The organism is Gaoshiqia hydrogeniformans, assembly GCF_049347105.1.
GTDB classification, from domain to species: domain Bacteria; phylum Bacteroidota; class Bacteroidia; order Bacteroidales; family Prolixibacteraceae; genus Gaoshiqia; species Gaoshiqia hydrogeniformans.
In genome coordinates this window covers 3,196,238-3,222,845 of the sequence record NZ_CP186334.1, presented here as the reverse complement: position 1 = coordinate 3,222,845, position 26,608 = coordinate 3,196,238, and the positions used below count along the sequence as shown (strand labels likewise).

22 protein-coding genes are annotated in these 26,608 nt (G+C 46.4%); 14 read left to right on the top strand and 8 right to left on the bottom strand.

The features are described 5' to 3' along the window. The first annotated feature begins 23 nt into the window (after positions 1 to 23). Positions 24 to 926, top strand: a complete 903-nt coding sequence (locus tag ACOIT5_RS13115; RefSeq protein ID WP_423126607.1) for a TIM barrel protein — start codon at positions 24 to 26, stop codon at positions 924 to 926. A gap of 72 nt (positions 927 to 998) precedes the next feature. Here ACOIT5_RS13115 and ACOIT5_RS13110 read toward each other — a convergent pair whose 3' ends face one another. Next, positions 999 to 2,165: a DUF819 domain-containing protein gene (locus ACOIT5_RS13110; protein WP_423126606.1), complete on the bottom strand. Its 1,167-nt coding sequence runs from the start codon at positions 2,163 to 2,165 to the stop codon at positions 999 to 1,001. A gap of 338 nt (positions 2,166 to 2,503) precedes the next feature. Here ACOIT5_RS13110 and ACOIT5_RS13105 point away from each other — a divergent pair, with 338 nt between their 5' ends. The 11 genes from ACOIT5_RS13105 to ACOIT5_RS13055 all read left to right on the top strand — a co-directional run bounded on the left by ACOIT5_RS13105 (position 2,504) and on the right by ACOIT5_RS13055 (position 16,362). Beyond that, positions 2,504 to 3,712, top strand: a complete 1,209-nt coding sequence (locus ACOIT5_RS13105) for an ROK family protein (protein ID WP_423126605.1) — start codon at positions 2,504 to 2,506, stop codon at positions 3,710 to 3,712. Positions 3,713 to 3,776: 64 nt separating this feature from the next. Beyond that, on the top strand, positions 3,777 to 7,124 hold the full coding sequence (locus ACOIT5_RS13100; RefSeq protein WP_423126604.1) for a SusC/RagA family TonB-linked outer membrane protein: 3,348 nt from the start codon (positions 3,777 to 3,779) through the stop codon (positions 7,122 to 7,124). An 11-nt stretch (positions 7,125 to 7,135) separates the two neighbouring features. Next, complete coding sequence (locus ACOIT5_RS13095; RefSeq protein ID WP_423126603.1) at positions 7,136 to 8,881, top strand: SusD/RagB family nutrient-binding outer membrane lipoprotein; 1,746 nt, start codon at positions 7,136 to 7,138, stop codon at positions 8,879 to 8,881. 248 nt (positions 8,882 to 9,129) lie between these two features. Further along, on the top strand, positions 9,130 to 10,701 hold the full coding sequence (locus tag ACOIT5_RS13090; protein ID WP_423126602.1) for a M81 family metallopeptidase: 1,572 nt from the start codon (positions 9,130 to 9,132) through the stop codon (positions 10,699 to 10,701). A 146-nt stretch (positions 10,702 to 10,847) separates the two neighbouring features. Further along, entirely contained in the window at positions 10,848 to 12,074 is a 1,227-nt protein-coding gene (locus ACOIT5_RS13085) for an ROK family protein (protein ID WP_423126601.1), read from the top strand. Between the two features lie 147 nt (positions 12,075 to 12,221). Beyond that, entirely contained in the window at positions 12,222 to 12,764 is a 543-nt protein-coding gene (locus ACOIT5_RS13080; protein ID WP_423126600.1) for an RNA polymerase sigma factor, read from the top strand. Then, positions 12,721 to 13,266 carry a hypothetical protein gene (locus ACOIT5_RS13075; RefSeq protein WP_423126599.1) on the top strand — a complete coding sequence of 182 codons (546 nt, stop codon included), beginning with the start codon at positions 12,721 to 12,723 and terminating at the stop codon, positions 13,264 to 13,266. The genes ACOIT5_RS13080 and ACOIT5_RS13075 overlap by 44 nt, the downstream gene beginning before the upstream one ends. A gap of 2 nt (positions 13,267 to 13,268) precedes the next feature. Next, entirely contained in the window at positions 13,269 to 13,820 is a 552-nt protein-coding gene (locus tag ACOIT5_RS13070; protein WP_423126598.1) for a DUF4252 domain-containing protein, read from the top strand. Between the two features lie 96 nt (positions 13,821 to 13,916). Continuing rightward, positions 13,917 to 14,519 carry a YdeI/OmpD-associated family protein gene (locus tag ACOIT5_RS13065; protein WP_423126597.1) on the top strand — a complete coding sequence of 201 codons (603 nt, stop codon included), beginning with the start codon at positions 13,917 to 13,919 and terminating at the stop codon, positions 14,517 to 14,519. A 203-nt stretch (positions 14,520 to 14,722) separates the two neighbouring features. Then, positions 14,723 to 15,514, top strand: coding sequence for a DUF432 domain-containing protein (locus ACOIT5_RS13060; protein WP_423126596.1), 792 nt, complete (start codon positions 14,723 to 14,725; stop codon positions 15,512 to 15,514). A gap of 2 nt (positions 15,515 to 15,516) precedes the next feature. Further along, a complete protein-coding gene (locus ACOIT5_RS13055) occupies positions 15,517 to 16,362 on the top strand; it encodes a mechanosensitive ion channel family protein (RefSeq protein WP_423126595.1) in 846 nt (281 codons plus the stop codon). 86 nt (positions 16,363 to 16,448) lie between these two features. Here the strand turns inward: ACOIT5_RS13055 and ACOIT5_RS13050 are convergent, their stop codons facing one another. Then, a complete protein-coding gene (locus tag ACOIT5_RS13050) occupies positions 16,449 to 16,988 on the bottom strand; it encodes a carbonic anhydrase (RefSeq protein WP_423126594.1) in 540 nt (179 codons plus the stop codon). A 236-nt stretch (positions 16,989 to 17,224) separates the two neighbouring features. On the opposite strand from ACOIT5_RS13050, the gene ACOIT5_RS13045 reads away from it, so the two are divergent. Continuing rightward, positions 17,225 to 17,569, top strand: coding sequence for a translation initiation factor (locus ACOIT5_RS13045; RefSeq protein WP_423126593.1), 345 nt, complete (start codon positions 17,225 to 17,227; stop codon positions 17,567 to 17,569). Positions 17,570 to 17,586: 17 nt separating this feature from the next. On the opposite strand, the gene xseB is transcribed toward ACOIT5_RS13045, so the two are convergent. The 5 genes from xseB to ACOIT5_RS13020 form a co-directional block, all read right to left on the bottom strand. After that, positions 17,587 to 17,787: an exodeoxyribonuclease VII small subunit gene (gene xseB / locus ACOIT5_RS13040; RefSeq protein WP_423126592.1), complete on the bottom strand. Its 201-nt coding sequence runs from the start codon at positions 17,785 to 17,787 to the stop codon at positions 17,587 to 17,589. A 6-nt stretch (positions 17,788 to 17,793) separates the two neighbouring features. Continuing rightward, positions 17,794 to 19,230, bottom strand: coding sequence for an exodeoxyribonuclease VII large subunit (gene xseA, locus ACOIT5_RS13035; RefSeq protein ID WP_423126591.1), 1,437 nt, complete (start codon positions 19,228 to 19,230; stop codon positions 17,794 to 17,796). Positions 19,231 to 19,242: 12 nt separating this feature from the next. Continuing rightward, the gene (locus ACOIT5_RS13030; RefSeq protein ID WP_423126590.1) at positions 19,243 to 20,874 is read right to left on the bottom strand and encodes a S8 family serine peptidase; all 1,632 of its coding nucleotides are present in this window, start codon (positions 20,872 to 20,874) and stop codon (positions 19,243 to 19,245) included. Between the two features lie 5 nt (positions 20,875 to 20,879). Then, positions 20,880 to 21,689: a toxin-antitoxin system YwqK family antitoxin gene (locus tag ACOIT5_RS13025; RefSeq protein WP_423126589.1), complete on the bottom strand. Its 810-nt coding sequence runs from the start codon at positions 21,687 to 21,689 to the stop codon at positions 20,880 to 20,882. An 80-nt stretch (positions 21,690 to 21,769) separates the two neighbouring features. Continuing rightward, positions 21,770 to 23,977 carry a bifunctional alpha,alpha-trehalose-phosphate synthase (UDP-forming)/trehalose-phosphatase gene (locus tag ACOIT5_RS13020; protein WP_423126588.1) on the bottom strand — a complete coding sequence of 736 codons (2,208 nt, stop codon included), beginning with the start codon at positions 23,975 to 23,977 and terminating at the stop codon, positions 21,770 to 21,772. Positions 23,978 to 24,182: 205 nt separating this feature from the next. Between ACOIT5_RS13020 and ACOIT5_RS13015 the strand changes: the two genes are divergently transcribed. Continuing rightward, positions 24,183 to 25,991 (top strand): glycoside hydrolase family 15 protein, encoded by a 1,809-nt coding sequence (locus ACOIT5_RS13015; RefSeq protein ID WP_423126587.1) that lies wholly within the window; start codon positions 24,183 to 24,185, stop codon positions 25,989 to 25,991. 59 nt (positions 25,992 to 26,050) lie between these two features. Here the strand turns inward: ACOIT5_RS13015 and ACOIT5_RS13010 are convergent, their stop codons facing one another. Further along, positions 26,051 to 26,515 (bottom strand): Dps family protein, encoded by a 465-nt coding sequence (locus tag ACOIT5_RS13010; RefSeq protein WP_423126586.1) that lies wholly within the window; start codon positions 26,513 to 26,515, stop codon positions 26,051 to 26,053. Positions 26,516 to 26,608 lie beyond the last annotated feature (93 nt).

Here is a 26,608-nt window from a genome sequence, read left to right as displayed (position 1 = left end):
AAAAAAACACTAAACTCAAATACATGAAACCAACTTCTTCCCGCCGGTCGTTTTTGAGAACCGGAACGCTTGCTGCAGCCGCAGGCAGCATTGCCTTATCTCATTTAAACAGTTGCGCTTCGCCACAAGCATCCAATCAGAAACCCGGACAAACGCCCAACACCCGGTTTGCCGTTAACATCGAAATCTGGTGGAAAGACCTGCCGGTTACCGGGCGGATCGAAAAAGCGGCAGAACTGGGATACAGCGGTATCGAATTCTGGGGCTATGAGGATAAAGACCTGGATGCGATGGCCGAAAAATGCCAGGAACTTGGAATAACCGTCTGCCAGTTTACCGCCTGGGGGTTTAAACCAGGGATGAATAACCCGGTGAATCACGATCTGTTTGAAGAAAAAATAAAAGAAGCCATCCAGGTCGCTAAAAAACTGAACTGCAATATGGCAACCGTCGTTGGCGGCGACGATCAGGAAGGGATGACACAGGAGGAAATGCACACGCACATTACCACGGCGCTGAAACGCGTAAAACCGCTGGTGGAGGAAGCCGGGCTGATGCTCATCCTCGAACCCATGAATATCCGGGTCGACCATAAAGGACATTCGTTATACGGCAGCGCTCCGGCGGTGAAAATTTGCCGCGAAGTAGATTCGCCCATGGTGAAAATCAACTGGGACCTGTATCACATGCACATTACCGAAGGCGACCTTTGCGGGCACCTCAACGAAGGTTTTGACCAGGTGGGATACATCCAGGTGGCCGATCATCCGGGACGAAAAGAGCCGGGCACGGGTGAAATTCATTACCCGCGCGTATTGCAGGAGCTTAAAAAACTGGGCTATACCGGCTTTGTCGGGCTGGAATGCTGGCCCCTGGAAGACGAACTGACAGCCGCTCAACGGATAGCGCTGTCCGACCAGTGGTAGGATAAGCTTAACAGACGAACTTTGTCCGGGTATCGGGGATCCGCTGGTAGCCGGACAAACTTTTTTATTTGCTCAGCTAAGCAAAAGAGCGATGGTCACACCAACAAAGGTACCGATCACATAACCAAGAATACCAACCAAAATACCGGGTGTAATCAGCTTTTTCTGCCCCAGCGAGGCAGCCATGGGAGCAGCTACCGACGGCCCCATGATGTTGGCAGCCGAGGAAACGATCACTTCATAAACATCCAGGCGAAACAACTTTGCCGTAACCAGCAACACCAGGAAATGAATCAGCAGTACCAGCAGGTAGAATCCAAGAACCCAGGGTCCGACATGAAGAATATCCTGCAGGTTGGTCGCCGCGCCAATCGTTGCCAGAAAAATATACATCATCCACAAGCCAACCGCAAAGGCCGTATCTTCGAGAAATTTTAAACGCTTCGGGAACAAATTGGCCACCAAAACCGACAAAACCGTGATCACCAGGATGCTCATATTCATTTTTACGGCAAACAAATGCTGCAACAGCCCGTTGGCAAATATTCCCGCTCCGGCAATTACCGCGGCCAGAAAAACCGATAAAGCAATCCGCTCCATCGTAACCGGCGTACAAACAGACTCCGGTTTCGTCGCCATTTCCTGATTTTCCGGTTTTGTACGGGCAAAAAAGCGCTGTAAAAAAGGAATTGACGGAACCGCGATCAGCAACAAGACAAACAGATTGGCAGCAAAATTATCAACGGCAATAGTCGCCGTAAAAAGAGGATGCGTGCTGAAATTCAGGATCTCGCCGGTTGCAACAAAGTTCATACTTCCACCAATCAGCGTGGACGCAATTACGCCGGCCGCGCTGCCCGAATCGGCGCCAAGATCAATCAGGGCATAGGCCAGCAAACAGCCTAAAACAACGCCGGCAGCTCCGATAAGATAAGCCACCAGCAACTTCCCCCCTTCACGGATAATCCGTCCCAGGTTCGATCCCAGCAACAACATGGGAACTGACAGCGGAATAAACCAGTCGAAAACCAGCTCGTAAACCGGAACACGGGCGTCGGCCCCTGATGCCACCGGCACAAATCCGGACATCGACAATCCCGACATGAGAAGCATGGTCACAACAATACCGGAAACTTTGCCCAACCATTTTTTGTGTTCCGACCAGATTCCCAGGGCTGAGGCCCCCAGCAAAACGGCAAAAAGGGCCAGATGATTTTCGGATGATATCAATGATGTCATATACAAGATAATTTTCAGATCCGCAGATCCGGCTATTTCCCGGGAAATTTAACTGAATACGCCCGTTTTTGCAAAAACGCCGGTCATTTTTTCAACCAAACGAGATAATTGATATGGAATTGGAGAGATTGAGGGAATTGAGGCATGAAAGCCGTCCTTCCTGACAATTTTCATATGGCAATTTCAGATCAAACATGACATGTTTTTAATAATTCATTTCCTTTTATGAAATACTTTTGTAATTTTTTTAATTAGTTTAGTTTTTTTATGTATTTTTATATATTATTGTACAACTTAATTAAACAAACAAGCAGATGTTGTCGCTCAAAAAGGAAAATATGGACAAAATGGCCATTAGTGAGCTGAAACGTTACCGGCTTCGCATGCAAATTATGAGTCTGCTCTATAAAAAAACCATGCAATCGGCATCTGCTTTAAGCAAAAAAACGCATGTCAGCCTGCCTACAGTCCGTTCGATCCTTGACGATCTGATGATTGAGAACATCGTTCGCGAATCGGGCACCGGTGATTCGATTGGCGGAAGAAAACCAACCATTTACAGCTTATCAGAAGATGCTTACTATATACTTGCCGTTGAACTTGGCCATTATAAAGCCAAGGCCGTTCTTTACAACAGTCTGAACAAAGAAGTCGGCCAGATATTCGAGTTCAAAACAAACATTGATGATCCTCAGCTTGAGGAACGAATAGAAGAGGCTCTTTTAAAGTTGTTGGCTGAATCGCAGCTCAGCAAAGAAAAGATCACTGCTATTGGCGTTTCCATGCCCGGGTTAATTGATTCGGAAAAAGGGATGAACCAAACCATAAAAGACCAGCAGGCCCGAAATATTAGGGAACGGCTGACCCGATACTTTAACATCAGGACCTATATTGAAAACGATGCGCGTATGCAGGCCCTCGGTGAATTTGTATTCGGGAAGGCAAAAAATACCAGCAACACAGCCGTGTTAAACTGGAATTGGGGTTTGGGTCTGGGCATCATTTTAAACGGGGAAATTTACCGCGGGTCGAACGGTTGCGCCGGCGAACTCAGTCACATCCGGGTGATCGAAAACGGGGCCTTGTGTGAATGCGGCAAACGGGGATGCCTGCAAACCATTGCTTCGGCTCAAAGCCTGCTCGATTTAGCCAGGGAAGAAGTATCAAAAGGAACGGTGTCGCGGCTAACAAGCACATTCGCTCAAAATCCGCAGGATATGTTGCCGATCGACATTGTAAACAGCGCCAAAAAAGGCGACGAACTATCCATCTCCCTGCTCGGTAAGATCAGCACGAAACTGGCCTGGGGACTATCCATTCTCATTCAGCTGTACAACCCCGAATTAATTGTATTAAACGGCCCGCTGACCAAGGCCAATCAATATATCTTAATCCCAATCCGCCAGGCATTGAATCAATACTGCCTGGAAAATATTTCGGAAAAAGTACGGATTGAAATCTCCGAAATGGGCGAAAGTTCCGGCCTTAAGGGCGTAGCAGTCATGGTTTTTCAAAAAATATTCCGAGACAAATCTGCCGATGTGTAACCGGCAGTATTTATAAATAAAGTTTATCATTCATTCTGTTTCACTACTTTTTAAAATTATGCTTATGAATCGAAAATTAAACTTGTCTAGAAGGTGGCTGACAACTCTTGTCGCACTTTTTATGGGAGTTGGCATCCTGATGGCCCAGGAGGTCAATCTTTCAGGGACCGTAACCAGCTCTGAAGACGGTAGTCCGTTACCTGGAGTATCCGTCATTCAGAAAGGAACAACCAAAGGGACCATCACCGATGTTGATGGAAAGTACACCATTTCTGTACCGAAAGGATCTGTTGTTGTGTTCTCTTTTATCGGCATGCAGAAAGACGAAGTCATTGCTGAAAACACAACAACGCTTAATGTTATTTTAATGCCGGAAACTACCGGGTTAAATGAAGTTGTGGTAACCGCCCTGGGTATCAAACGAGAAAAGAAAGCACTTGGATATTCAGTGAGTTCGATAAAATCGGATGAACTGGTGAAAAGTGGTATCCCCGTAAACCCGCTTACTTCTCTTTACGGGAAAGCTGCCGGAGTTAGAATTTCGGGAACAGCGAATGGCCCCACCGGAGGCATGGTTATCAACATACGAAATTCAGTATCCCTCAATGAATCATCGTCAACAAGGCCGCTTTTTGTCGTCGATGGTATCCCAATCTTTGATGAAAACACGGGAATGAACAGAAACGACCGGGACGGACGAGACAAAGGTACCGGGATTAACGATATCAATGCCGAGGATATTGAGTCAATTGAAATTCTGAAGGGAGCAAAAGCGTCGGTTCTTTATGGTTATGCCGGTGCAAATGGGGTTGTTCTGATTACAACTAAATCAGGGACAAAGAAAAAAGGCCTCGGCGTAGAAATAAACTCAAGCTATACCTGGGACCGCGTTGCCTATTTCCCAAAACTTCAAAACGAATTTGGTTCCGGTTCAAGTGTCGGTGCAGCTTTGCCTGATCCTAACCTTACAGATGCCGATGGCTTTAAATACAAAGACATTAGTGGCACACTCACTCCGGTTTATTATGGAAACGGAGCCGCAGGTTTTGGCCCTAAGATGGATGGTCGTAACATTCTTTGGTGGGATGGGCAAATGAGACCTTATTCGCCACAACCGGATAACTTCAAAGACATATTCCGGGAAGGGCATTTACGCACAAATGGATTCTCGCTGTCGAATGCAGGCGACTTAGGAAATGTCAGATTCGGATATACCAATAAGAAATTTACCAGTACTGTTATTGGGGCATACCAGGATAATCACATCTTCAGTTTTAACGGAAAACTAAACGTATCAGATAAGATCACCGTTGATTATATCAGTAACTATTATTATACATTTAATCATAATGCACCCTTCCGCATGCAGGATGGTTTAGTTACCTATGGTATCAACCGTGACATGAAACCCGAATTATGGAAAAACCATATTCTCGACGAAACAGGTGTATACTGGTATTTCAGAACTAAAGAAAGATCGGAGGCTGCGGGCGGACTTGTCGGTAAACTTGGAAGTGAATACTTCTGGAATCAAACCCAAAATGATTTTGATGAAACGCGGCATCACTTGCTGCAATCAGTCAATCTGAATATTGATTTTACCGATTGGTTATCACTTACATTCAGATCAGGCTTCGATATGACTCGTAAACTAAATGAAGTGAAGAAGAAAGTAATCAAGCCTCTTGGTGAAGATTCGTCGCAAGGATACTATTCTGTTGAAGAAAGAAACATTTTGAACTTCTATAACAACGTATATTTAAACTTCGATGCAAAAATCAACGATGATTTTGATGTTAATGGATTGGTCGGATTTGTTTATGAAAACTTTTCAGACCGGTATGTAAAATCGTTAACAACCAATTTCCTTGTTGAAAACTGGTTCTCATTAGGAAACAGCAGCAAAGATGTGAAGTCGGAAGGTTCGGGAAGCCGCAAATCAAGCGTATTATATGGCTTACTGGCTTCGGCCCAGCTCTCATTCCGGGACCAACTCTACGTTGAAGTACAGGGACGAAATGACTGGTCATCAATATTGCCTCCTAAAAACAACAGTTATTTCTATCCCGGAGCAAGTTTATCATGGATTGCCAGTGAAACATTGACTTTGCCGGAAGTCATTAAATATGCAAAATTCCGTGCATCATTTGCCGATGTTGGCCGCCCCGGTCCAATTTATTTCGGGAACCTCGCTTTTAATGTAAACAGCTATGGCGGAATTGCATATGCTACTTCATCAAGCAGCTTACCACCTGCCGATTTTGAAACCGGTATTGCTCAAGGGAAATTACCTCCTGAGAACTTAAAACCAGAACGAAAACGAGAATTTGAGGTTGGTTTTGAAATAAATTTGTTCGAACAAAACAGACTTGGGTTTGATTTTGCCTGGTTCAAATCCAATACCTACGACCAGATTATCGCTCTTGATGTTCCCCGGTCATCCGGTGTTAACAGTATCATTACAAATGCCGGTGATGTCCAGAATACCGGTCTCGAATTACAAATCACGGGAAAACCACTCATAACAAAAAACTTTCAATGGAACACAACCCTGAACCTGGCAAAATACAATACAAAAATTGTTGAATTGTCAAAAGGTGTTGAAGTCCTTCCATTGTGGGGTGTTACCGGAGCAAAAATGGAAGCCAGAGTTGGAAAACAATACGGCGAAATTTACATTAACCCGTGGAAAAGAGACAATGCAGGAAATTTAGTTGTTGCTTCAAATGGCGTTTATGAATTCAATAAAGAAGAACAGATTAAAGTTGGTAAACAAATCCCGGACATTACCGGAGGTTTCAATACAAACTTTGCATACAAAGGCTTATATCTTGATTTCGACTTCGACTTCCAATTTGGAGGAACCTTGATCTCACAAACCAATATGTACTTAAAAGGGAACGGAACCGGGGATGAATCGTTAAAATACAGGGACGAGGCTCGCGGAGGTTTGCCATACTATGTAAATACCAGCAACCAAAAAGTACAGTTGGCTTCGCATACGGCTGCTGTGCCTGCTGATTCGAAGTATAACTTTATTCTGCACGATGGCGTTGTCCTGCCGGGGATCAAATCAGATGGTTCTCAGAATGATATCTTAATTGCCGCCCAGGAATATTACGAAAGAACCTATTGGCAAGGATATATGGATATTACGGAAGATGCCATATACAAAAGTGATTTCGTTGCTTTACGAAGGATAACCTTTGGATACGAATTGCCGAAACAAATGGTCGACAAAACCTTTTTCAGCAAAATCCGTGTTTCGTTATTCGGAAACAATATTGCCTACCTCTATAAAGATGTACCTAATGTTACCCCTGAATCGTATGCCGGAACAAATGAGTTTACCGAATATTCAGGGATGCCTGGTGTAAGAAGCATTGGTTGTGAAATTAAATTGGGATTATAAAACTTACGACTATGAAGATAAAATATAACAACATATTGAAAATAAAAACAATCTCAGTACTCGCTATTGGGGTGTTTTTAACTCTTTCTTCCTGCCAGGATAAGCTGGAAGAAGAATTCTACAATCCGGAACAACAAACACAGCCCAGTTTTGAGATGTTGTTTACCGGTGCACTGCAACCTACTGAATTGTTTCGCCCGGAATATGGTCCTGGCTACCATCAAAGCCGTGCATTTAACCGCTTGTTTGGGTTAGGGACATTCCCGTATGCCGCATATAATAATGTCCCGGATAATAGTGTCACTGCCTGGACGGGTTGGTCGGGAGTTACCCTTCGCGAAACACAATTCAATAAAACGTATGTTGATTTCAACAAAAACATCCCTGTTATTAACTTAATGTTGAATAGCTTACCCGAAGAAGAAAAAGCAAACTACGAAATCTATGTTCATTGTATCAATATCGTTAAAGCTTATATGTTCCAACGATTAACCGACATCTATGACGACGTTCCTTTTTCTGAAGCCAACGGTGCTTACCAAAATAAATTCTGGGCAAAATATGACTCTCAGGAATTCATCTATACATCGTTATTGAACGAGCTGAAGGAGATTGAAACAGCATTGGCCGGAGCTACGTTAAACAATTCACTTGCCCACGAAAAATTTAAGATACATGATATTTTAAATAACGGAGATCTGCTAAAATGGCGAAAATTTGCAAACTCGATGAGGTTAAGAATGGGAATGCGCTTGTCGAATGTTGATCCAACAAAAGCTAAGGAAATAATTGGTGACATTATTGGCAATAACCTTCCCGTTGTTTCAGAAACAGAAGATTTGATTGGAATGGCAGAAAAAGATTATGCACATGTTATGGAATGGTATTGGCCACGAGCTATGATGGAGATGTGGTACAATTTCCATGCTCCACGTTTCATTCTTCGTGATATTTTCGGATACGAAGGCCCTGGAACTCCTGAAAACCAGATCGATCCGCGTCTATATGTAGTTTTTCAGCCCAATAAATTTGGTGACTATGTTGGTTGTGATGCCTGGGGCAGCAACCAGTTCCCCAATATTCAAGCCGACATGGAGGCATTGGGATACAGTGAGAGCCAAATTAATACAGCCAAAGACTGGAACTATGATGACCATCTGGAACCGTATTTCTCATTCTACAACAAAATTACCTACTATAATTTCGACATGAAATATCCTGCCTTCTCGCCATCTGAAACCCACTTGTTATTGGCAGAAGCAGCTATCCGATATCCGGAGATAGCAGGTGGAATCGATCCGGCTGAAGAATACAGAAAAGCGATTTCTTTGTCAATCGATTGGTATTATGAAGTAAACAGGACAAATAAATTCGGTGTATCTTCAACGCCTCCCATCCCGGCAAACATCATGGATGGGTCGCAGTATCCAAAACCAGGTAATTCAGTAATTGGAGCTTTTCTTGATCATAAAACAGCTGCGTTTAGCAATCTTAGCAGCCATGATAAAATCAAGGATATCTTCTATCAGAAAATGGCACACTTAAATATTCTTAATTACTGGGAGGTTTGGAGTGAGACCCGCCGTCTGCAGAAAGATTATGGTATTTTAGCACCGGTTTCACCGAAATGGATTTGGATGGAACGGTTTTATTACCCGTCAAGTGAAGAAACAACAAATCCTGAAAATTTCGCGGCTGTAGCTTCAAAGAACGACCACGACACCCCTGTCTGGTGGACCGGTCGAACAAAAAATTAAAATCACATTTATAGGATGCTGATTCAAATTAATTCTCAAAAGAGGCTGTCCCAATCGACAGCCTCTTTTCTTAAAAATCAAATATGTGCTCCCAAAACCCGGTTCTTCCTATTTTGACAGGTATTCAAAAAATAATGACGAAATTTATTCCCTGCCAATATGAACCGGCAACCGCTATACGAAAACAACCGGAATGTCCGGGCAACGACGGATGAAACAAAGCTGAATATTAAAAACAGAGCCCTGTTATGACAAATAAATTTAAGTTGATCATCTTACCCGTTTTCATCCTCAGTTTCGGATGCAACCGCCTGGCCAATCATAGCCGGGAAGAGGCGCTTCCGCGTATTGCCATCGCCGGACTGGGAATCGAATCAAGCACGTTTTCACCTGCGCGTACCGGGGAAGACGCCTTTTTTACCTGGCAGGGTGATGAAATTTATTCGTATTACCCATTCTTTTCGGATTCAACGCTAACCCGGCGGGCCCAATGGACGCCAATCCGACTGAGCCGTTCATTGCCCGGAGGCGCCGTTACCCGGGAAGCTTACGAGTCGCTGGTAGGCCAGACGCTCGACTTGCTTGAAAAAAACAAACCCTACGATGGCTTATTCTTAGATATTCACGGGGCCATGAGCGTGGTTGGGCTGGATGATCCGGAAGGAGACCTGATCATCAGGATCAGGCAGGTGATCGGGAAGGAAACGATCATTTCCACATCAATGGACCTGCATGGAAACGTTTCGTGGCGACTGGCCGAAAATACCGATCTGATTACCTGTTACCGGATGGCGCCCCACGAAGACGCGATGGAATCGCGGCAACGGGCTTTGGAAAACCTGCTCGACCGGATTGAAAGCGGGAAAGGAAAGCCGGCTTACAAAGCATGGATTCCCGTTCCAATCCTACTACCGGGTGAAAAAACAAGCACCCGGATCGAGCCGGCCAAAAGCTTATACCAGGCCGTGGCGCCTGCAGCCGCACAAGAAGGAATCATTGATGCAGCCATCTGGGTTGGTTACGCCTGGGCCGACGAACCACGCAACCATGCCGTGGTGATGGTTACCGGAGATGATCAGGAGAAAGTAACCGGCACGGCCGAACAGCTTGCCCGGCATTTTTGGGAAGTCAGAGACGAATTTTCATTTGTTGCCCCTGCCGGAAGCCTGCACGAGTGTCTGGAGAAAGCGCTTGCCAGCGACAAACATCCTTTCTTTATAAGCGATTCGGGCGACAACCCGACTGCCGGTGGCGCAGGCGATGTCAGCTGGACCTTAATGCAACTACTGGCACGCCCCGAATTTAAATCAGGAAACGGTCCCTCGCTTATTTATGCCTCCATCCCCGGACCCGACCTGATCGGGAAAGCCATAGCTGCCGGCGCAGGTAAACGCGTTGAAGGGTACGTCGGTGCCATAGTAGACGCCCGTTATGCGCCTCCTCTGAAGATTTCGGGAACCGTGAAATCCATCGTACAGGGCGATAAAAATGCTGAAACCGAAGTCGTCGTGCGGGTTGGAAGCATTGATGTGATTGTTACAAAAAAACGAAAGCCCTATCACAAGGAAGCCGACTTTACCCGTCTGGGGCTGAATCCAAGGGAAGCGGATATCGTCATGGTAAAAATCGGTTACCTGGAGCCTGAACTTTATAACATGAAGGCTGACTGGCTGCTGGCGCTTACACCAGGCGGGGTCGATCAAGATCTGGAGCGCTTAAGCTACAAGCGAATCCGGCGCCCCATGTTCCCTTTAGACAAAGACATGGAGGATCCCGACCTGAAGGCCAGGCTTGTCCCTTCATCTGACGAGTTGGATTAATTCATGACTTCATTCAGAGACAGATGGTACATCAGCAAAATATTAGATTATGCCTGATCTATTTAAGGTTTATTAAGACTTAAATCGACCATCTTTTGATTTTTTTTTCTTAATTGCATCGCCAATTAAACAAATATTAAACAACCTTGCATACCCGGAAAGATCCCATCAACATGGCCATCGGCGAGCTGAAACGACACAGGCTCCGCGCACAGGTATTGAGGCTCTTGTATACAAAAGGAGATCAATCGGCTACCATTCTGAGCAAAAAAACCAGCGTGAGCTTACCAACCGTCAGAGCCATACTCGACGAACTCATTGAACGGAAGATTGTATTTGCTTCCGGAATTGGCGACTCGCAGGGCGGACGAAAACCCGCGTTATACAAACTCCGGGATGACGCTTTTTTTATCCTGGCTGTCGAGTTTGGACATTACAAGGCCAAAGCAAGCCTGTTTAACTGCCATAACCAGCCTATTTGTTCCATACACGAATTCGATACCCACATTGATGACCCGCAACTGGAAGACAAGCTGGCCGCAGTTTTCGAAAAATTATTAGCGGAGGCTTCCCTGCAAACCGATAAAATCAACGCGATTGGCTTAAGTATGCCCGGCTTGATTGATTCGGAGAACGGAATCAACCGGACCATTAAAGACGAGGCATCGCGCGATGTTGTTTCAAGGCTGACAAAGCGCTTTAAAATAAAGACCTACCTGGGAAACGATGCCCGGGCGCAGGCCTTGGGTGAACTGGTTTTCGGAGAAGCCCGGAATACCCAAAATACCACTGTTATCAACTGGAGTTGGGGCCTTGGTTTAGGCTTGATCCTGAACGGTCAGATTTATCGCGGATCAAACGGAAGCGCCGGAGAACTCAGCCACATCCGGGTTGTTGAAAACGGAGACCTTTGCGATTGCGGCAAACGCGGTTGCCTTCAAACCATCGCCGGCGCCCGAAAGCTACTCAATATGGCAGGCGACGAGGTCAATAAAGGAACCATATCGCGCTTAACCAGCCGGTTTTCAGCCAATCCGCAGGACATTCAACCTGCCGACATCATTTATTTTGCCAAACAGGGCGACGAGTTGTGTATTTCCCTGCTGAACCGCATCAGCAAAAATCTGGCCTGGGGGCTTTCCATTCTCATCCAACTGTATAATCCCGAATTAATTGTACTGAACGGCCCCTTGTCCGAAGCCGGTCAGTATATTTTAATCCCCATCCAGCAAACCTTAAACCAGTATTGTCTCGAAAATATTTGCATGAATGTAAAGGTCAGAATCTCCGACGCCGGCGACACAATCGGGTTGAAAGGCGTGGCTGTTATGGTCTTTCAGAATATTTTTCACGACAAATCAGCTCACTTGTAATCCCTTACCGCACAAGCCCGCCCGCGCCATACACCACTTCACAGAAAAACAAACCGGTATTTTTCAGAAAAAAAGACCTCCGGCTGTAATGAAACTCGTCCCCCTCCGTCTTAACTTTGAAATTGAACCTGAAAGACAGACAAGCGGATGTTAGCCAGCGAATTTAAAACAACCATCTTGCCATTGGGCAACAAACTCCTGCGCTTTGCCACTCAACTTTTGAATGACGAAGACGAAGCAAGGGACATCACCCAGGATGTGTTTCTGAAACTTTGGCAAAAACGGGATACGCTGGATAAAGTAGAAAACATCGAAGCATTTGCTATGCGTATGATCCGGAACCGCTGTCTGGACTTATTCCGATCGAAACGTTCGATTCCGGTGGAGGATGAAAAGCTGAAAAAACAAACAGACGAACAACAAAACCTGCAAACGGAAATTGAACTTTCGGAAACAGCCAGGCTGATCAGGAGATTAATCAGCCGGTTGCCCGATATCCAGCGCACGGTGATGCACCTGCGCGATGTAGAACAATACGAATATGAAGAAATTGCGACATTGACCAAACTGAATGTGAACGCGATTCGGGTGACACTGTCGAGAGCAAGAAAGAAGGTCAGGGATGAATTGATAAAACAACAGTTGTATGGAACCGGAAATCATCAAAAACAAGCTGCAGAAATATTTTGACGGCGAAAGCAGTACGAAGGACGAGAAAATCCTGCGCGACTACTTCTACTCCGGCAAAGTGGATGAAGAACTGCTTGCATACCGCGGCCTGTTTGAAGGGATAAACGAACTGGCAAACCGGGAAGCCGTGTTGCCGGAAGAAGAGCTGATGGATTTTATTCTTGAAAACGAACATCAGGAAAAAACAAAATACCGGCGGTTGTGGCAAACCGTGAGCGGCGTGGCAGCCATCCTGCTGATTGCTTTGCTGGTGGTGAATTACAACAACGATCGCCGGAACTGGAAAGACACTTATGCCGATCCCGAACAGGCCTATGCCGAAGCCAGCCAGGTGATTCAGTACATGGCGGGCAAATACCAAAAAGGCATGAACCACCTGCAACCGGTGGGGAAACTATATGAGGCAGTAAAGCCAATGGACAAAGGCTTGTCAACGCTTGACAAAGGTTTCGAACAGGTTGAAACTTTAAAACGATTAAATGAAAAACTAAAAAATGAATAGCCATGAAAAAATCATCTTTAACCCTTAACCAACCAGCTCGTAGACAAACCGGTGTAAAATACCTCGTGGTCCTGCTGGCGCTGCTTATCCCGATGATAAGCATGGGACAGAAAAGCCCGATTGACAAACTTTTTGAGAAGTACGCCAATAAAGATGGCTTAACCACCGTCAACATCAGCGGTGCCCTGCTGGGTTTTGCCAGTAAAATGGACAGTACATCGCCCGAATCCGATTTTCTGTCGGGACTGAAAGGCATCCGCATCCTGTCGGTCGACAACGAAGCGCTGAATGAATCGCTCGACTTTTATAAAGAACTGGAAGCCGACGGGTTCTTTAAAAACCACGATTACGAAGTACTTATGGAAGTGACGGATAAAAGCGAGGTAGTCCGGTTTTACGGACGAAGCGCGGGCAGCGGAAAATTCTCGGAGTTGCTGCTGGTTGTCGGCGGCGACAGCAATGCTTTGATCAGCATTCGCGGGCTGATTGACCCGAATAATATCGGGAAAATTACCGGCGCCTTAAATATGGATGTCATGCCCAAAAGCAAATAATACTTCAAGCAAGCGTTCCATGTAAAACCGTCATTCAATAATTGTGATTCCGGAAGTGAATATTATTCCGAAGCAATAAAAATTCTTTCTAATATCATGAATGAGAATCAATCAGAAAGCACAAAGTTTTACTCAATCAAAGAATCAGTAACTTTTTTCAAAACACAAGATGATTTTAGAAAATGGATGGAAAGTCACTACGAAAAAGAAACAGAACTAATTGTTGGGTTTTATAAAGTGGATAGCGGAAAACCTTCAATGAGCTGGTCGCAATCGGTTGACCAAGCGCTTTGTTTCGGTTGGATAGATGGGGTAAGAAAATCCATTGACAAGGAGAGTTATAGAATTCGTTTTACCCCACGCAGAAGTACCAGTAACTGGAGCGAAATAAATATTAAAAAAATCGAAGAACTCACCAACGCAGGACTTATGAAGCCTGCCGGGCTAAAAGCTTTTAGTTTAAGGAAAGAAAATAAATCTGAGACTTACTCTTACGAAAATGATACGTTATTCCCCGATTCAAACTATGAGATACAATTTAGAGAGAACAAAAAAGCATGGGACTTTTTTATGAAACAAGCACCTTCGTATAAAAAAGCAATAATGCGTTGGATAATGAGTGCCATGCAAGAAAAAACCAGACAATCACGATTAGAAAAAACGATAAAAAGAAGCGAACAACAAAAACGAGTCACATAACAAAAGAACAACGCTCCCGCACCGCCGAGGTGAAAAAAGTGATCAGTGGGTAATCGGTTTGTTATTGCAACGCAGAGCCTGAAACCTGCAGCTTATAGCCCTCTGCCGGATTGCCGGGCTTTAAATATAGATGTCATGCCCAAAAGCAAATAATGATTGATAAAAATTAATTTAAATTTGCATGGACGAAATAAGATCATGCCATGCAAAAAACAAAGTCGATTTGGGGAAAATACGAGGGTAAGCCAGGCCGGTTTTTCAAATTCAAGGGTGGCTTCACGGAGATTCAGGTGAAACGTTTCGCGGGCGGATGGATGTTTAAGGAAAACCGCACAGAAACGGCTCACGACACTTTTTCGGCTGACATTTCGGAAGAAGGAGAAGCGCTTTTGGAGGCACAGATTTACCAAACGGGACGTTCGGAGATTTTGTTCGCGCAACCGGCCCTTCCCAAAAAACCTGTTGTTTTCAGAAATAACAAGCCGATGATTGTAAGCCCGATGCAATCGATCCGGCTGTTCCTGTCCGTACCGGTAAATATTCAGTTTTACTTTAGCCAGCCGAAAAACGAGAACCTGATGTGCGAATTTTCCACCTTCCGCTTGTCGGATACCTGGTTTGGAGAACCCGATGGCGGCGAGCCGGCTTTCTCGATCGGTTCGCGTTTTGCCTTACAGGGCGACCAGCTTCAAAAAGAGTACTACGATGCGGTGTGCCCGGTACACATTCAGAATAATTCGAACCAGGCGCTCGACTTACAACGACTGATTATTCATGTTGAAAACCTGAATACCTATCAAAAAAGCAATCAACTGGTCACCGACCTGGTCACCATCGAATTTAAAGGGCAGGATATGATCAGCAGTTTGCAGTTTTCGACCGAGAAGGGCCTGCACGGAGAATCGCCGTTGCTGATCAGCAAGGCGCGTATGGCTACCAGTAAAAATATTCTCGGACAAAGCTTTCATTTTATCAAGAACTTCACACAGTTTTAGTTATGAATTTCGATCTTCCCTCCTACTTCAATACCGAAACACTGGATAAGATTATCCGCATTGCCATCGTACTGATCATCGGCTTGGGCTTTATACACGGCTTAGCCTTCCTGGTAAAACGAAGCATCACCTACCGCCTCAGCAAACAATCGCGGATGATTGTGAACAGGATCATTGTTTACTCGGGGTACCTGCTGCTGGGGCTAACGGTTTTAAACGAACTGGATTTCGACATTACCGCCCTATTCGGGGCCGCCGGGGTAGTTGGTATCGTAATCGGGATTGCCTCGCAAACCAGTATCGGCAACATTATCAGCGGCTTCTTCCTGGTATCGGAAAAATCGTTCGAACTTGGCGACATTATTCGCCTGGGCGATAAAACAGGGACTGTTTACTCCATCGACCTACTCAGTATAAAAATACGCACCCACGACAACTTGCTGATCCGCATTCCCAATCAAACAGTCATCAGTTCGGAAGTGATTAACGTAACCCGGTTTCCCATCAGGCGGTTGGATATTAACCTGGGGGTTGCCTACAAAGAAGACCTGCGCAAAGTATTTGAGGTATTAAAAGGGGTTGCCCGCAAAAATCCGCTGTGCCTCGAAGAACCCGAACCACTTATTCTGATGCAGGGATTTGGCGCAAGCAGCATGGATATCCTGTTTGCCGTGTGGTTTGAAAAGACCAACTTCAGGGAAACAAAAAACAGCATCCTGATCGATATCAAAGAGGCCTTTGACCGCGAAGGAATTGAAATTCCGTTCCCGCACCTGAGCCTGTATGCCGGCGAAGCAACCAAAAATTTCCCGGTAGATATCCGGAACAAGCCCGCTAAATCCGGATGATAAGCAAGTTCGGAAAAGTTCCCTCCCGCTGCGCTCTATGGGGAACCACACAGGTATGAATGACCAATAACTACAAACCCGGCTCATCAGGTCTCTATTTGTGAAATTTTACCGGTATCGACATTGTACAGCAGCGGAGCGACTTTCACTTTCGGATAGCGTTTTCGCAGGCGCTCCACCTCGACGATCAAAAAATCAACAGCATCGCCAATCTCGAAAAAAGGCGACAGGTTCTCAAAATGTTTCTCGGCATTTTCTTTCTTCCAGCCGGCATTTCTCACCAGCCCGTTGATAAACTCATTTTTTCGTTCGTCGAGCCTCACCATGCCGCATTTATTATGACCGATCAGCGCGATGTATCTCAAGTCTCCCACGGCAATGGCATACGACACCTGAAATTCGTGATAAAACAGGTTTGCCCCACCCGAGCGTATGATAAAAGCAAAATTTTCGGGGATCCACAAGCTTTTCCGATTATCCATACACATACCGATCAGCATTTGGGCCTGATCGTAACTGCAAAAGGTCTTATTCAGGTTGTGGTACTCAAGCAACAAGCCGATTGGTGTCTTTTGGTACTCCGGAAAGATGTCCTCGATTGAGTTTACTTCTATTAATTTCGCCATACATTCAGTTTCATCCTTTTTCCAAACCACAAAGCATCACGAAAGGTTCACCACCGGATTTAAAAACCGAAAAATAAACACCGGTCCGACAGTTTGCCAAAACGCCGGTGTAATATACAAAACTATCGGAGACGCACTACTGTCGTCCCGGCTGACCGGATGCATCACAGAATGCAGGAGCAAATTCTGATCTTCCTGTAAAATTTTCTGTTATTTTTGGAACAAAAACAAACCGTATGGCAAAAGACTGGAAAGAGCGTCTGGGAGTGGTGTATTCGACCAACCCGGACTTTCAATTTGAGAAGGAACAGGCAGAAGCGCCCGAAACGCTTCCTCCCCAACAGCAAAACCTGCGGGTGGGACTGGACAAGAAAAACCGGAAAGGAAAGGCGGTGACCCTGATTACCGGTTTTATTGGCGCCGAAGACGATTTGAAAGCGTTGGAAAAAAGCTTAAAAACAAAATGCGGCGCAGGCGGCTCGGCCAAGGATGGCGAAATCCTGATCCAGGGCGATTTCCGCGACAAAATCACGCAAATCCTGTTGGCCGACGGCTACAAGGCAAAACGAACAGGCGGGTAAACAAATAAGCTATCCGGCTACTCATCCATTTCTTTCAGAATGTTTTCAACCTCGGTTTCGGTTTTATGGAGTTTTTCCTTGCAAAATTTAATCAGGAACGAAACCCGTTTCACCTTTTCCGACAGTTCGTCTACATCCAGTTCTTCGTTTTCAATTTTCTCCAGGATTTCATCAATTTCATCCACCGCTTCCTTGTAAGTCATTTTCTTCTGAACCATATTATTTTATTTTTTGATTTCACTTTTTACCTCGCCGTCAGCCAGGCGCGTAAGCAGTTCATCTCCCGCCTCCAGCTCATAAACCGATTTTACCAGCCGCCCGTTTTTATATGTCAAACTGTACCCGCGTTTCAACACGTTATACGGGTCAACCAGCCTGACTTTTTCATCGAAGCCGGACAGTTGCCTGCGCAGTAATTTAAAGCTATCGCGCAGGCGGATGTTCATTCCGTGCCGTACCTGAGTCAAAGCAGCCGTTTCGGTACGAAGCAGTCGTTTCGAATAGTGCTGCAGATCATCCGTCTTTTTCCGTAACAGGTGCATTTTTTCTTTCAAATGGCCCAGTCCGTCGGATTCCAGACTGCGTTTATACCTTTCGAACCGGTCTTTTTGTTGTTTCAGGAAGGACGGAACTGCATTTTTCAACCGCAGGCCTGTCAGGTTGAACTGGTATTCCTCTTCTTTCACCAGTTGCCTCACGCCTGTTTTGAGTTGCAGGACGGCTTGTTCCAGCCAACTTGTTTCTTCTTCCAGGCGGTCTTCCACCAAATTCACGAAACGGGTTTCCATCTCAGTCAGCATCTGCTCAAAGGCTTCGGCGCCGCTAACCAGGAATTCGGCAACCGCTGTGGGGGTTTTCATTTTGGTATGGGCTACCAAATCGATCACCGTTTCATCTTTATCATGCCCGATGCCTGTAATCACAGGAAGCGGAAACTGGGCCACATGAGAGGCCAGCTCGTAATGGTCGAAACTGGCCAGGTCGAGTTGGGCGCCTCCCCCGCGGATGATCGCCACTACATCGAAGAAATCGCCGTACTGAAACACCTGGTCAAGCGCCTGAATAATTGAATCGGCTGTTCCGGCGCCTTGCATCACCGCCGGGAACAGGCGGGTGTAAAACCGGATGCGCCGCGGGTTGTTGGCCAGCTGCTCCATAAAATCCTGCAAACCGGCAGCTGTCGGCGACGAGATGACAGCCACCCGTTGCGGAACCAAAGGAAGTTCCAACTCCCGGTTCATATCGAACACGCCGTCTTCCCGGAGCTGCAAAATTATTTCGCGCCGTTTTCGGGCCATGTCGCCCATGGTGTAGCTGGGATCGATGTCGCGGATATTCAGGCTGAGTCCGTAAACCGGGTGATATTCAACTTTCGCCTGGATGAGCGTCTTAATGCCTTCGGTGAACGCCTGCCCCGTGGTGGTTTCGAAATAAGGCTTCAACATGCGGAAGGTATACGACCAAATCGTTGCCCGCCCACGTGCCAGCACTTCCTTGCTCAGGGGATCCAGGTCGACCAGTTCCAGGTAACAATGGCCTGCCCGGTTGATGGTGATCTCGCTGATTTCGGCTTTAATCCAAATCAGATCAGGGAAAGCGTCATCGAGCGTCTCCCTGATGAGCGTGTTGAGCTCAGAAAGCGATAATTGCGTCGTTGCCATACAAGCCGGATTTTAATGTCCCGATTTGATCAGTTTTAGCCGGGCCGATTGGTTATTGCAGCAAATATCGGCTACGTATAAACCGGCAGGCAAGTTAGTAAGATTCGGTATATAAATGGGGTTGGCAGGCGGAAATTGTGCTTCGTAAACCAACGAACCGTTTGGCCGAAATAATCTGACAGTAATTTCATCATCTGGAGCGCCGTCGCGCCGGTAAAGCCAGACATGGGTTTGCAGCGGGTTAGGCGCCGCTGTCCATTCGTCCCGCCCGGAGCTGTTCTGTTTTTTCAACAGTTCATCGGCCAGTTGAAAATCAGGGATGCCGTATCCCAACCGCTCGTCGGGGGAATGGTACTGGCTGGCGCTTTGCTCGATCGCCAGCTTAACATCGGCCGCTCTGGCCTCCGGGTTTGCCTGCCATAAACAGGCAGCCATTCCTGCTAAAACAGGCGCCGAAAAGGATGTGCCGTTTCCGTACCCGATATACCCGTTGCTTAGTTGAATCGTCGTTCCCTGCCCCATAGCAGCCACATTGGGTTTTACGTCGCCGTCGGATGCGGGGCCAAACGAGCTGAACGGGGCTTTCAGTCCCTGGCTGTTCACGGCGCCGACCCCAATCACCAGGTCGCCGTCGGCAGGGGCGCCAATAAAGTTCCAGAAGCTGTTGCCTTCATTTCCCGCGCTGGTGACCACCAGCATTCCTTTCCGTGCGGCCATATTGGCGCCACGGGTGACCCGTGTGGTACGTCCGTCCATGTCGGGGTAGGTATGATCCATCGCGGCATCATCAAACCGGGTATAACCAAGCGACGAATTGATAACATCAACCCCCAGCGAATCAGCATATTCGGCGGCAGCCACCCAATGATCTTCTTCAATCAGGTACTCCGAGCCGACATCTTCGGTCCGGAATAACAAGTACGAAGCCTTTGGGGCAGAGCCAATCAGTACGCCGGGCAGGTTACCGGCCATCACCGACAACACGCTCATCCCGTGGTAATGTTCGGCAAAAACATTACTGCCGGGTGACACAAAATCGCGAGTCCTCAACAAACGGCCGTCGGCCCAAAGCGAGCCAAAAACCGCGTACTGATCGGCCCGGTAATATCCGGCATCCAGCAAAGCAATCCATATGCCTTGCCCCTGAAAACCATTATTATGCAAAAACTGACCGTTAAGCTGACCAATCTGGTGGACCGAGTAACCGTAATAGGAAGTATCGATGGAGGCGGTGACCTTTTCGCGGGCAAATTTATCATGAGCTGATTTCGCGATCATCCCGGGCCGGCTAAGCTGGATCTCCCGGATATAATTCAGCCCCGACACGGCATTGGCGACTGCCGGATCCGCTTTTATAGTTGCCCCGTTTAACCATTTCGAACAATGAACGATAGTTGCGCCCACATTTCTTAGTCCGTCGAGGTAAACCGGAGAGACCGGCAGATCGGATTGGTCAACCGGAATATGCTGCTTTTCGCGCCGGAAAATGGCGCGCCGGGATAAAAACTCGTCGGGCCGGGCCACCGAATAGCTTGTCCCGGCCTTATCTTTAAAGCCCACCCAGTAGTAATCCATTGTTTCCTGGGCCGGCAAATACAAGGAAAAAAACAAACAAAGCAGAAGTAACCAGGCGAACGATTTCATGTTGTTTATAATTTATCCGGCGATAGCGGGTCTTTCAAATAGTCCATCGGGTTATCGATGAATTTTTCCGGATCGATCAGTTTTGACTTGTTTTCCTCCATCTCCTGCAATTGAATCTGATCAATACTGTCGCGTACCTCCGGGTTCATCAGTTCACCCATGTCATAAATCAGTTCATAACTCAGCTTACCCTGGTCGTCATAAAATTTCCAGGAATGGTGACGTAAGTTCTGCCGGTAAAAAGCCTCCATCTGCAATTCGCCGTTCTCGTGAAAAACCTGGCAAAAACCGTCGTTTTTCCCGGCTTTCATCTGACACTCAAAATAAGCTTTCCCGTTTTTGGTATACACCCGGTATATGCCGTCTTTCAGGTTGTCCACCCAGTCGGCCTCTTCGAGTAATTCACCGGTAGGATAATAGGTTTTTGATTTACCGTTTTTCAGTCCTTCTTTGTAAGATTCCTCCGCAACCAATTTTTGTTCCTGATAATAGACCCAATTCCCGGCCTTCTTCTGGTTCACATACACGCCTGCGGCAATCAGCTTGCCCTGTTCATCAAAGAGGTTTGCCTGAGCAGAATCGCCCGTTTCGGGATAATTAATCACCGCTTTGATCATACCGTTTGGGTGATAGCGCTTCAATTCGCCCACCGGCTGACCGTCTTTAAACATGCCTTCGTACAGCAGTTTCCCGTTGTCCTGTTTTCTCTGCCACCGTCCCTGCTTGCGACCCTGGGCATCGGTGTAATTCACCTGATCCTGTGCAGCAAGTGTAACGGCAAGAAACACGAAAATTATCGTCAAAAATCTACTCATCATTTTTTCTTTTTATAACACCCAAAACTAAAGAAATATTTTAGATGAGATCAGAATTAAGTCGCCTTAACCGGTATTTCTCACTCACTCAACGATCTTAAAAATGAGCGGACCGAGGCTACCGATTCCACTTTGTAGGAAGCGGCCGTATTTTTCATGCCGACTTTTATCGTGATCGCGCTTTCGGGCAGTTCGCGGAACATGTACTCATCGGTCCAGTCGTCGCCAATAGCCAGGATGCAGTCGAAGTCCTTATCTTTTAAAAACCGCATGGCTGCATTTCCTTTATTCACGCCTCCCGCTTTTACCTCGATCACCTTGTTGCCTTCCATAATTTCGAGGTTGTGGTTGGCAATCATGTTCCGCAATTCATCTTTCAGCTCGTTGGCCCGCAGGTCGCCTTGTTCCGGCTCGGCTTTGCGGTAATGCCACACCAGCGAGTAGTTTTTTTCTTCGATGAAAGTTCCCGGGGTGCGGTCGACAAAGGTTTCGAGGATTGGCCGGATCACCGGTTTCCAGGCGCTACTGATGTTATCGGTCATTTTCCAGTCTTTGCCATACTTTTTGAGCCAAACGCCGTGTTCAACGATCAGGTTCACCTGGTGCTCGCCCAGCCATCGTTCCAGTGTATCGCGGTCGCGTCCGCTGATGATGGTGATGGTATTCTTCTCATCTTTTTCCAGCTTATTTAGCAACAGGTGCAGCTCCTGATCGGGGCTGGCCGCCTGCGGGTCGTTTTGAAAGCTCACCAGGGTCCCGTCATAATCGAGAAAAATGGCCCGGTGTTGCGCTTTTCGATACTGACCGACCAGTTCGTTTCTAACGGATGAAGTAATTCGTTTAGCCAGAAATTTATGCTGGATATTTTCGATTCGCCTCAAGGCTTTTATAAACTCACCCGACCATTTAAAAACATCGTACCTGCTGATGCGTTGCTGCAAAAACTTCATCCGTTCGCGCTGTTCGGCGATAGGCATGTTCAGCGCCTGGTAAATGGCATCGGCAATTTCGCCTTCGTCGTTCGGGTTAATTACAATGGCCTCTCCCGTTTCCTTCGCCACCCCGGCCATCTCGCTGATGATCATGACGCCGGTTTGATTAACGCGGGAGGCAATGTATTCTTTTGCCACCAGGTTCATCCCGTCTCGGACAGGCGTAATCAGGGCCACATCCGAAGTGCTGTATAATTCAATCAGGTTTTCAAACGGGAGCGAACGGAAGAAATACCAGACCGGGGTATAGTTTACTCCGCCAAAACGTCCGTTGATCCGGCCAACCAGTTCATCCACTTCACTTTTTAACAACTTGTACTGCTCCACCTCGCTTCGCGAAGGCACCACGAGCATGATCAGGGTCACCTTGTTCCTGAATTCGGGGTGTCGTTCGAGAAACAATTCAAAAGACCGGAGCCTGTTCGGGATCCCTTTGGTGTAATCCAGCCGGTCGATCGACAAGATGAGTTTCCGGTCGGGATCAACCAGAAAGTATTTATCCAGCTCGCGGTGCAATTCTGATTTCTCCTGTAACGATTTTTGAAAAACCTCTTTTGCCTTAAGATTAAACTTTTCATAATCGATACCCATCGGGAAAGCGTCACCCATCACGATGCGATCTTCCAGGTGAATTTGATTAAACGACACCTCGAATCCGAGAAGCCGGCGTACCGAACTAAAGAAATGCCGTTCGTAGTCATAGGTGTGAAAACCGATCAGATCGGCGCCAAGCATCCCTTTGATCAGTTCTTTACGCCAGGGTAAAATCCGAAACACCTCGAACGAGGGGAAGGGAATGTGTAAAAAGAAACCAATAATCACTCCCGGCTTTTTTTCCTTGATCATCTCAGGTACCAACAATAACTGGTAATCATGCACCCAAATGATATCTCCGTCCTCAAGTATTTCAAGGGTTCTGTCGGCAAACTTCCGGTTCACTTTTACATAGGCATCCCAATACTCCTGTTTATATTCAATAAATTGAGCGAAGTAGTGGAACAATGGCCAAATCACGTTGTTACTGAAACCTTCGTAATACAAATTAATTTCTTCGCGGGTAAGGTGTATCGCCAGGCAGTTCTCTTCCACCAGTTTCTCATCAATTTGGCGCATATCCCCATCCTTTAAATCGTCGGTTGCCAAACCGGGCCAACCAATCCACTGCCCTCCGTACTCTTTGTAAATCGACCTCATCCCGGTGGCCAGACCACCAACACTGGGATTTAATGTTAAACGATCTTCATCATTGACGATACTTAAGGGTAAACGGTTTGAAACAATGTGAATTTTACTCATCTTTTCGTTTTTATATTCTATTTTCAGGGAATGTCCTTTAAAAATTCAACATCTGTGCCATTAGAATGTTGAATAATGACAAAAAGCAGAAGATCATGCAAACATTAGCCGACACAAAAAAGACAGCATTAAGATACATCAAAAATGATGCTTATGAAAATATCAGCTAAACCTTTTCTGTTTTACGTTTAAGCTTAATCAGGTTATGAAGAACTTAAATTACGGTGTAATAGGCAATTGCAAAAGCGCGGCGCTGGTTTCGGAAACCGGATCCATAGAATGGCTTTGCCTGCCTCAATTTGATTCATCGTCGGTATTTGCCAAAATACTTGACGACCAAAAGGGAGGAAGTTTCGAGGTGTTACCTCTACATGGCGAAAAGATCGACCAGTGTTATGTCCCTCATACCAACATCCTGGTCACCCGGTTCACCTGTTCCGATGGCGTTTTTGAGCTGCATGACTTCATGCCCCGGTATCGCGAGGAAAATACCGGCAGCTATTACATCCCGCCCGACATTGTGCGCTATTTCCGATATATTTCGGGCGAACCCGAACTGGTAATCCGGTATCAACCCAGGCTGGAATACGCGCGGCACCCCACCCGACACGTGATCGAGGAAGACTATATCAAATCGGTGACCGAAAAAGGCCCTTACGACTCGCTTTACCTGTATTCGGGTTTCGACTTGCAAGCCATTTTGAAGGAAACGCCGGTTAAACTTTCGAAAGACAATTTTTGTCTGCTGAGTTATAACCAGAAATTACTAAAGCAGACGGTGAGACGAAGCTATTTAAAGCTGGAACGAACCAAGGTTTACTGGCTGAACTGGTCGGAGCGGACCACCTCGTATAAAAAATACAACGAGATCATTATCCGCAGTTCGCTGACCCTGAAGATGCTCAGTTTCGACAAAAGCGGGGCCATCCTGGCAGCCCTCACCACCTCGCTCCCCGAAACGGCCGGAGAAGAACGGAACTGGGATTATCGTTTTTGCTGGATCAGGGACGCCTCAATGGTGGTAAAAATCATGAACACACTGGGACATCACCGGATGGCCAAACGCTACCTGAACTTCATCATGGATATTTTGCCCGACAAGGACGAAAAAATACAAATCATGTACGGCATACGCGGAGAAAAAAAACTGACCGAATACGAACTGCCTCATCTTTCGGGTTACGAAAATTCCGTTCCGGTCCGCATCGGCAATGCTGCCTACAAACAAAAACAAAACGATATCTACGGGATTTTGCTGGATGTGATCCTGCAACATTTTGAATTATTTTCCGATACGCTTGAACACAGCGAGGAACTCTGGACCATCGTCCGAAACATAATTAAGGTGGTTGAAACCAACTGGAAAAAACCCGACCGGGGAATCTGGGAGATTCGCAGTGAGAACAAACATTTCACCTTCAGCAAAGTGCTGTGCTGGGTAGCGGTCGACCGGGCCGTCCGGATTGCCGAATTGCTGAAAAGAACGCTGTATGTCAGGCCCTGGTCCGATTTACGCGACGAGATTAAAGCCGATATCCACCGCCATGCCTGGTCGGAGACAAAAAAATCGTTTACCCAGGCCTACGGCGCCGACGACCTCGACGCGTCGGTATTACTCATGGAAACGTACGGTTTTATCTCCGCTGAAGATCAACGCTTTGTTGACACCGTACTGGCTGTTCAAAAGGATCTGGAATACAACGGCTTGATGTACCGGTACAAAAACCGGGATGATTTCGGAATTCCCAAATCGGCTTTTACGATTTGCTCGTTCTGGCTAACCAACAGCCTGTACAAAATCGGCCGAAAAAAAGAAGCGGTCGAAAAGTTCCGGACTTTGCTTCAGTATGCCAACCATTTGGGCCTTTACAGCGAAGACCTGGATTTTGAAACCAAACGGATGCTGGGAAACTTTCCGCAGGCATACTCGCACCTGGCACTGATTGAAACCGCGTTAACCATCTCGAACGAGGAGTTAACGGAAGAAGAAGAAATAAAAGAATTTATCTTTTAAAAGGCGTAGCGGCTGTCTCAAAAGAAACAGCCGCCGCTTGTTTTTGGTTATTTTTCCCCTTAACTCAGAAATGTTCTCAGCATCCACATGCGTTTTTCGGTTTCGCTAATGGCATCGCTGAACAGCGCATTAGTGGCTTCATCGTTCTGGTTGGCGGCTACCGCCTGCAGGTTTTTCATTTTGGCAAGAAGCCATTCTGACTGGGTGATGACCACGCCCACGGCTTTTCGTCCGTCGCTCACCTGCTTTACTTCGGGTAGCCCGGCTACTTTCAGATAGTCCGAAAAGGCATGGACCGGTTCTCCGCCAATCATCAGGATGCGTTCGGCTACTTCGTCAATCAGCTCAGATGTTTCGTTGTAGTACTCTTCAAACTTGGCATGTAAGACAAAGAACATTGATCCTTTAACATTCCAGTGCAATCCCCGCAGGTTTTGATAGAAAATTTGCAGATCGGCTAAAAACCCGTTTAATCCATCTACCAATACATCATTTTTCAGGTTGCTTTTTTCTAAGGTTTTCATATCGTTTCGTTTTAAATTGTTCGACTTATCTTGTTTTTATTTTCTTTATTCAAAGATATTACAATCATTATTTATTAATTTTATATCCCTATT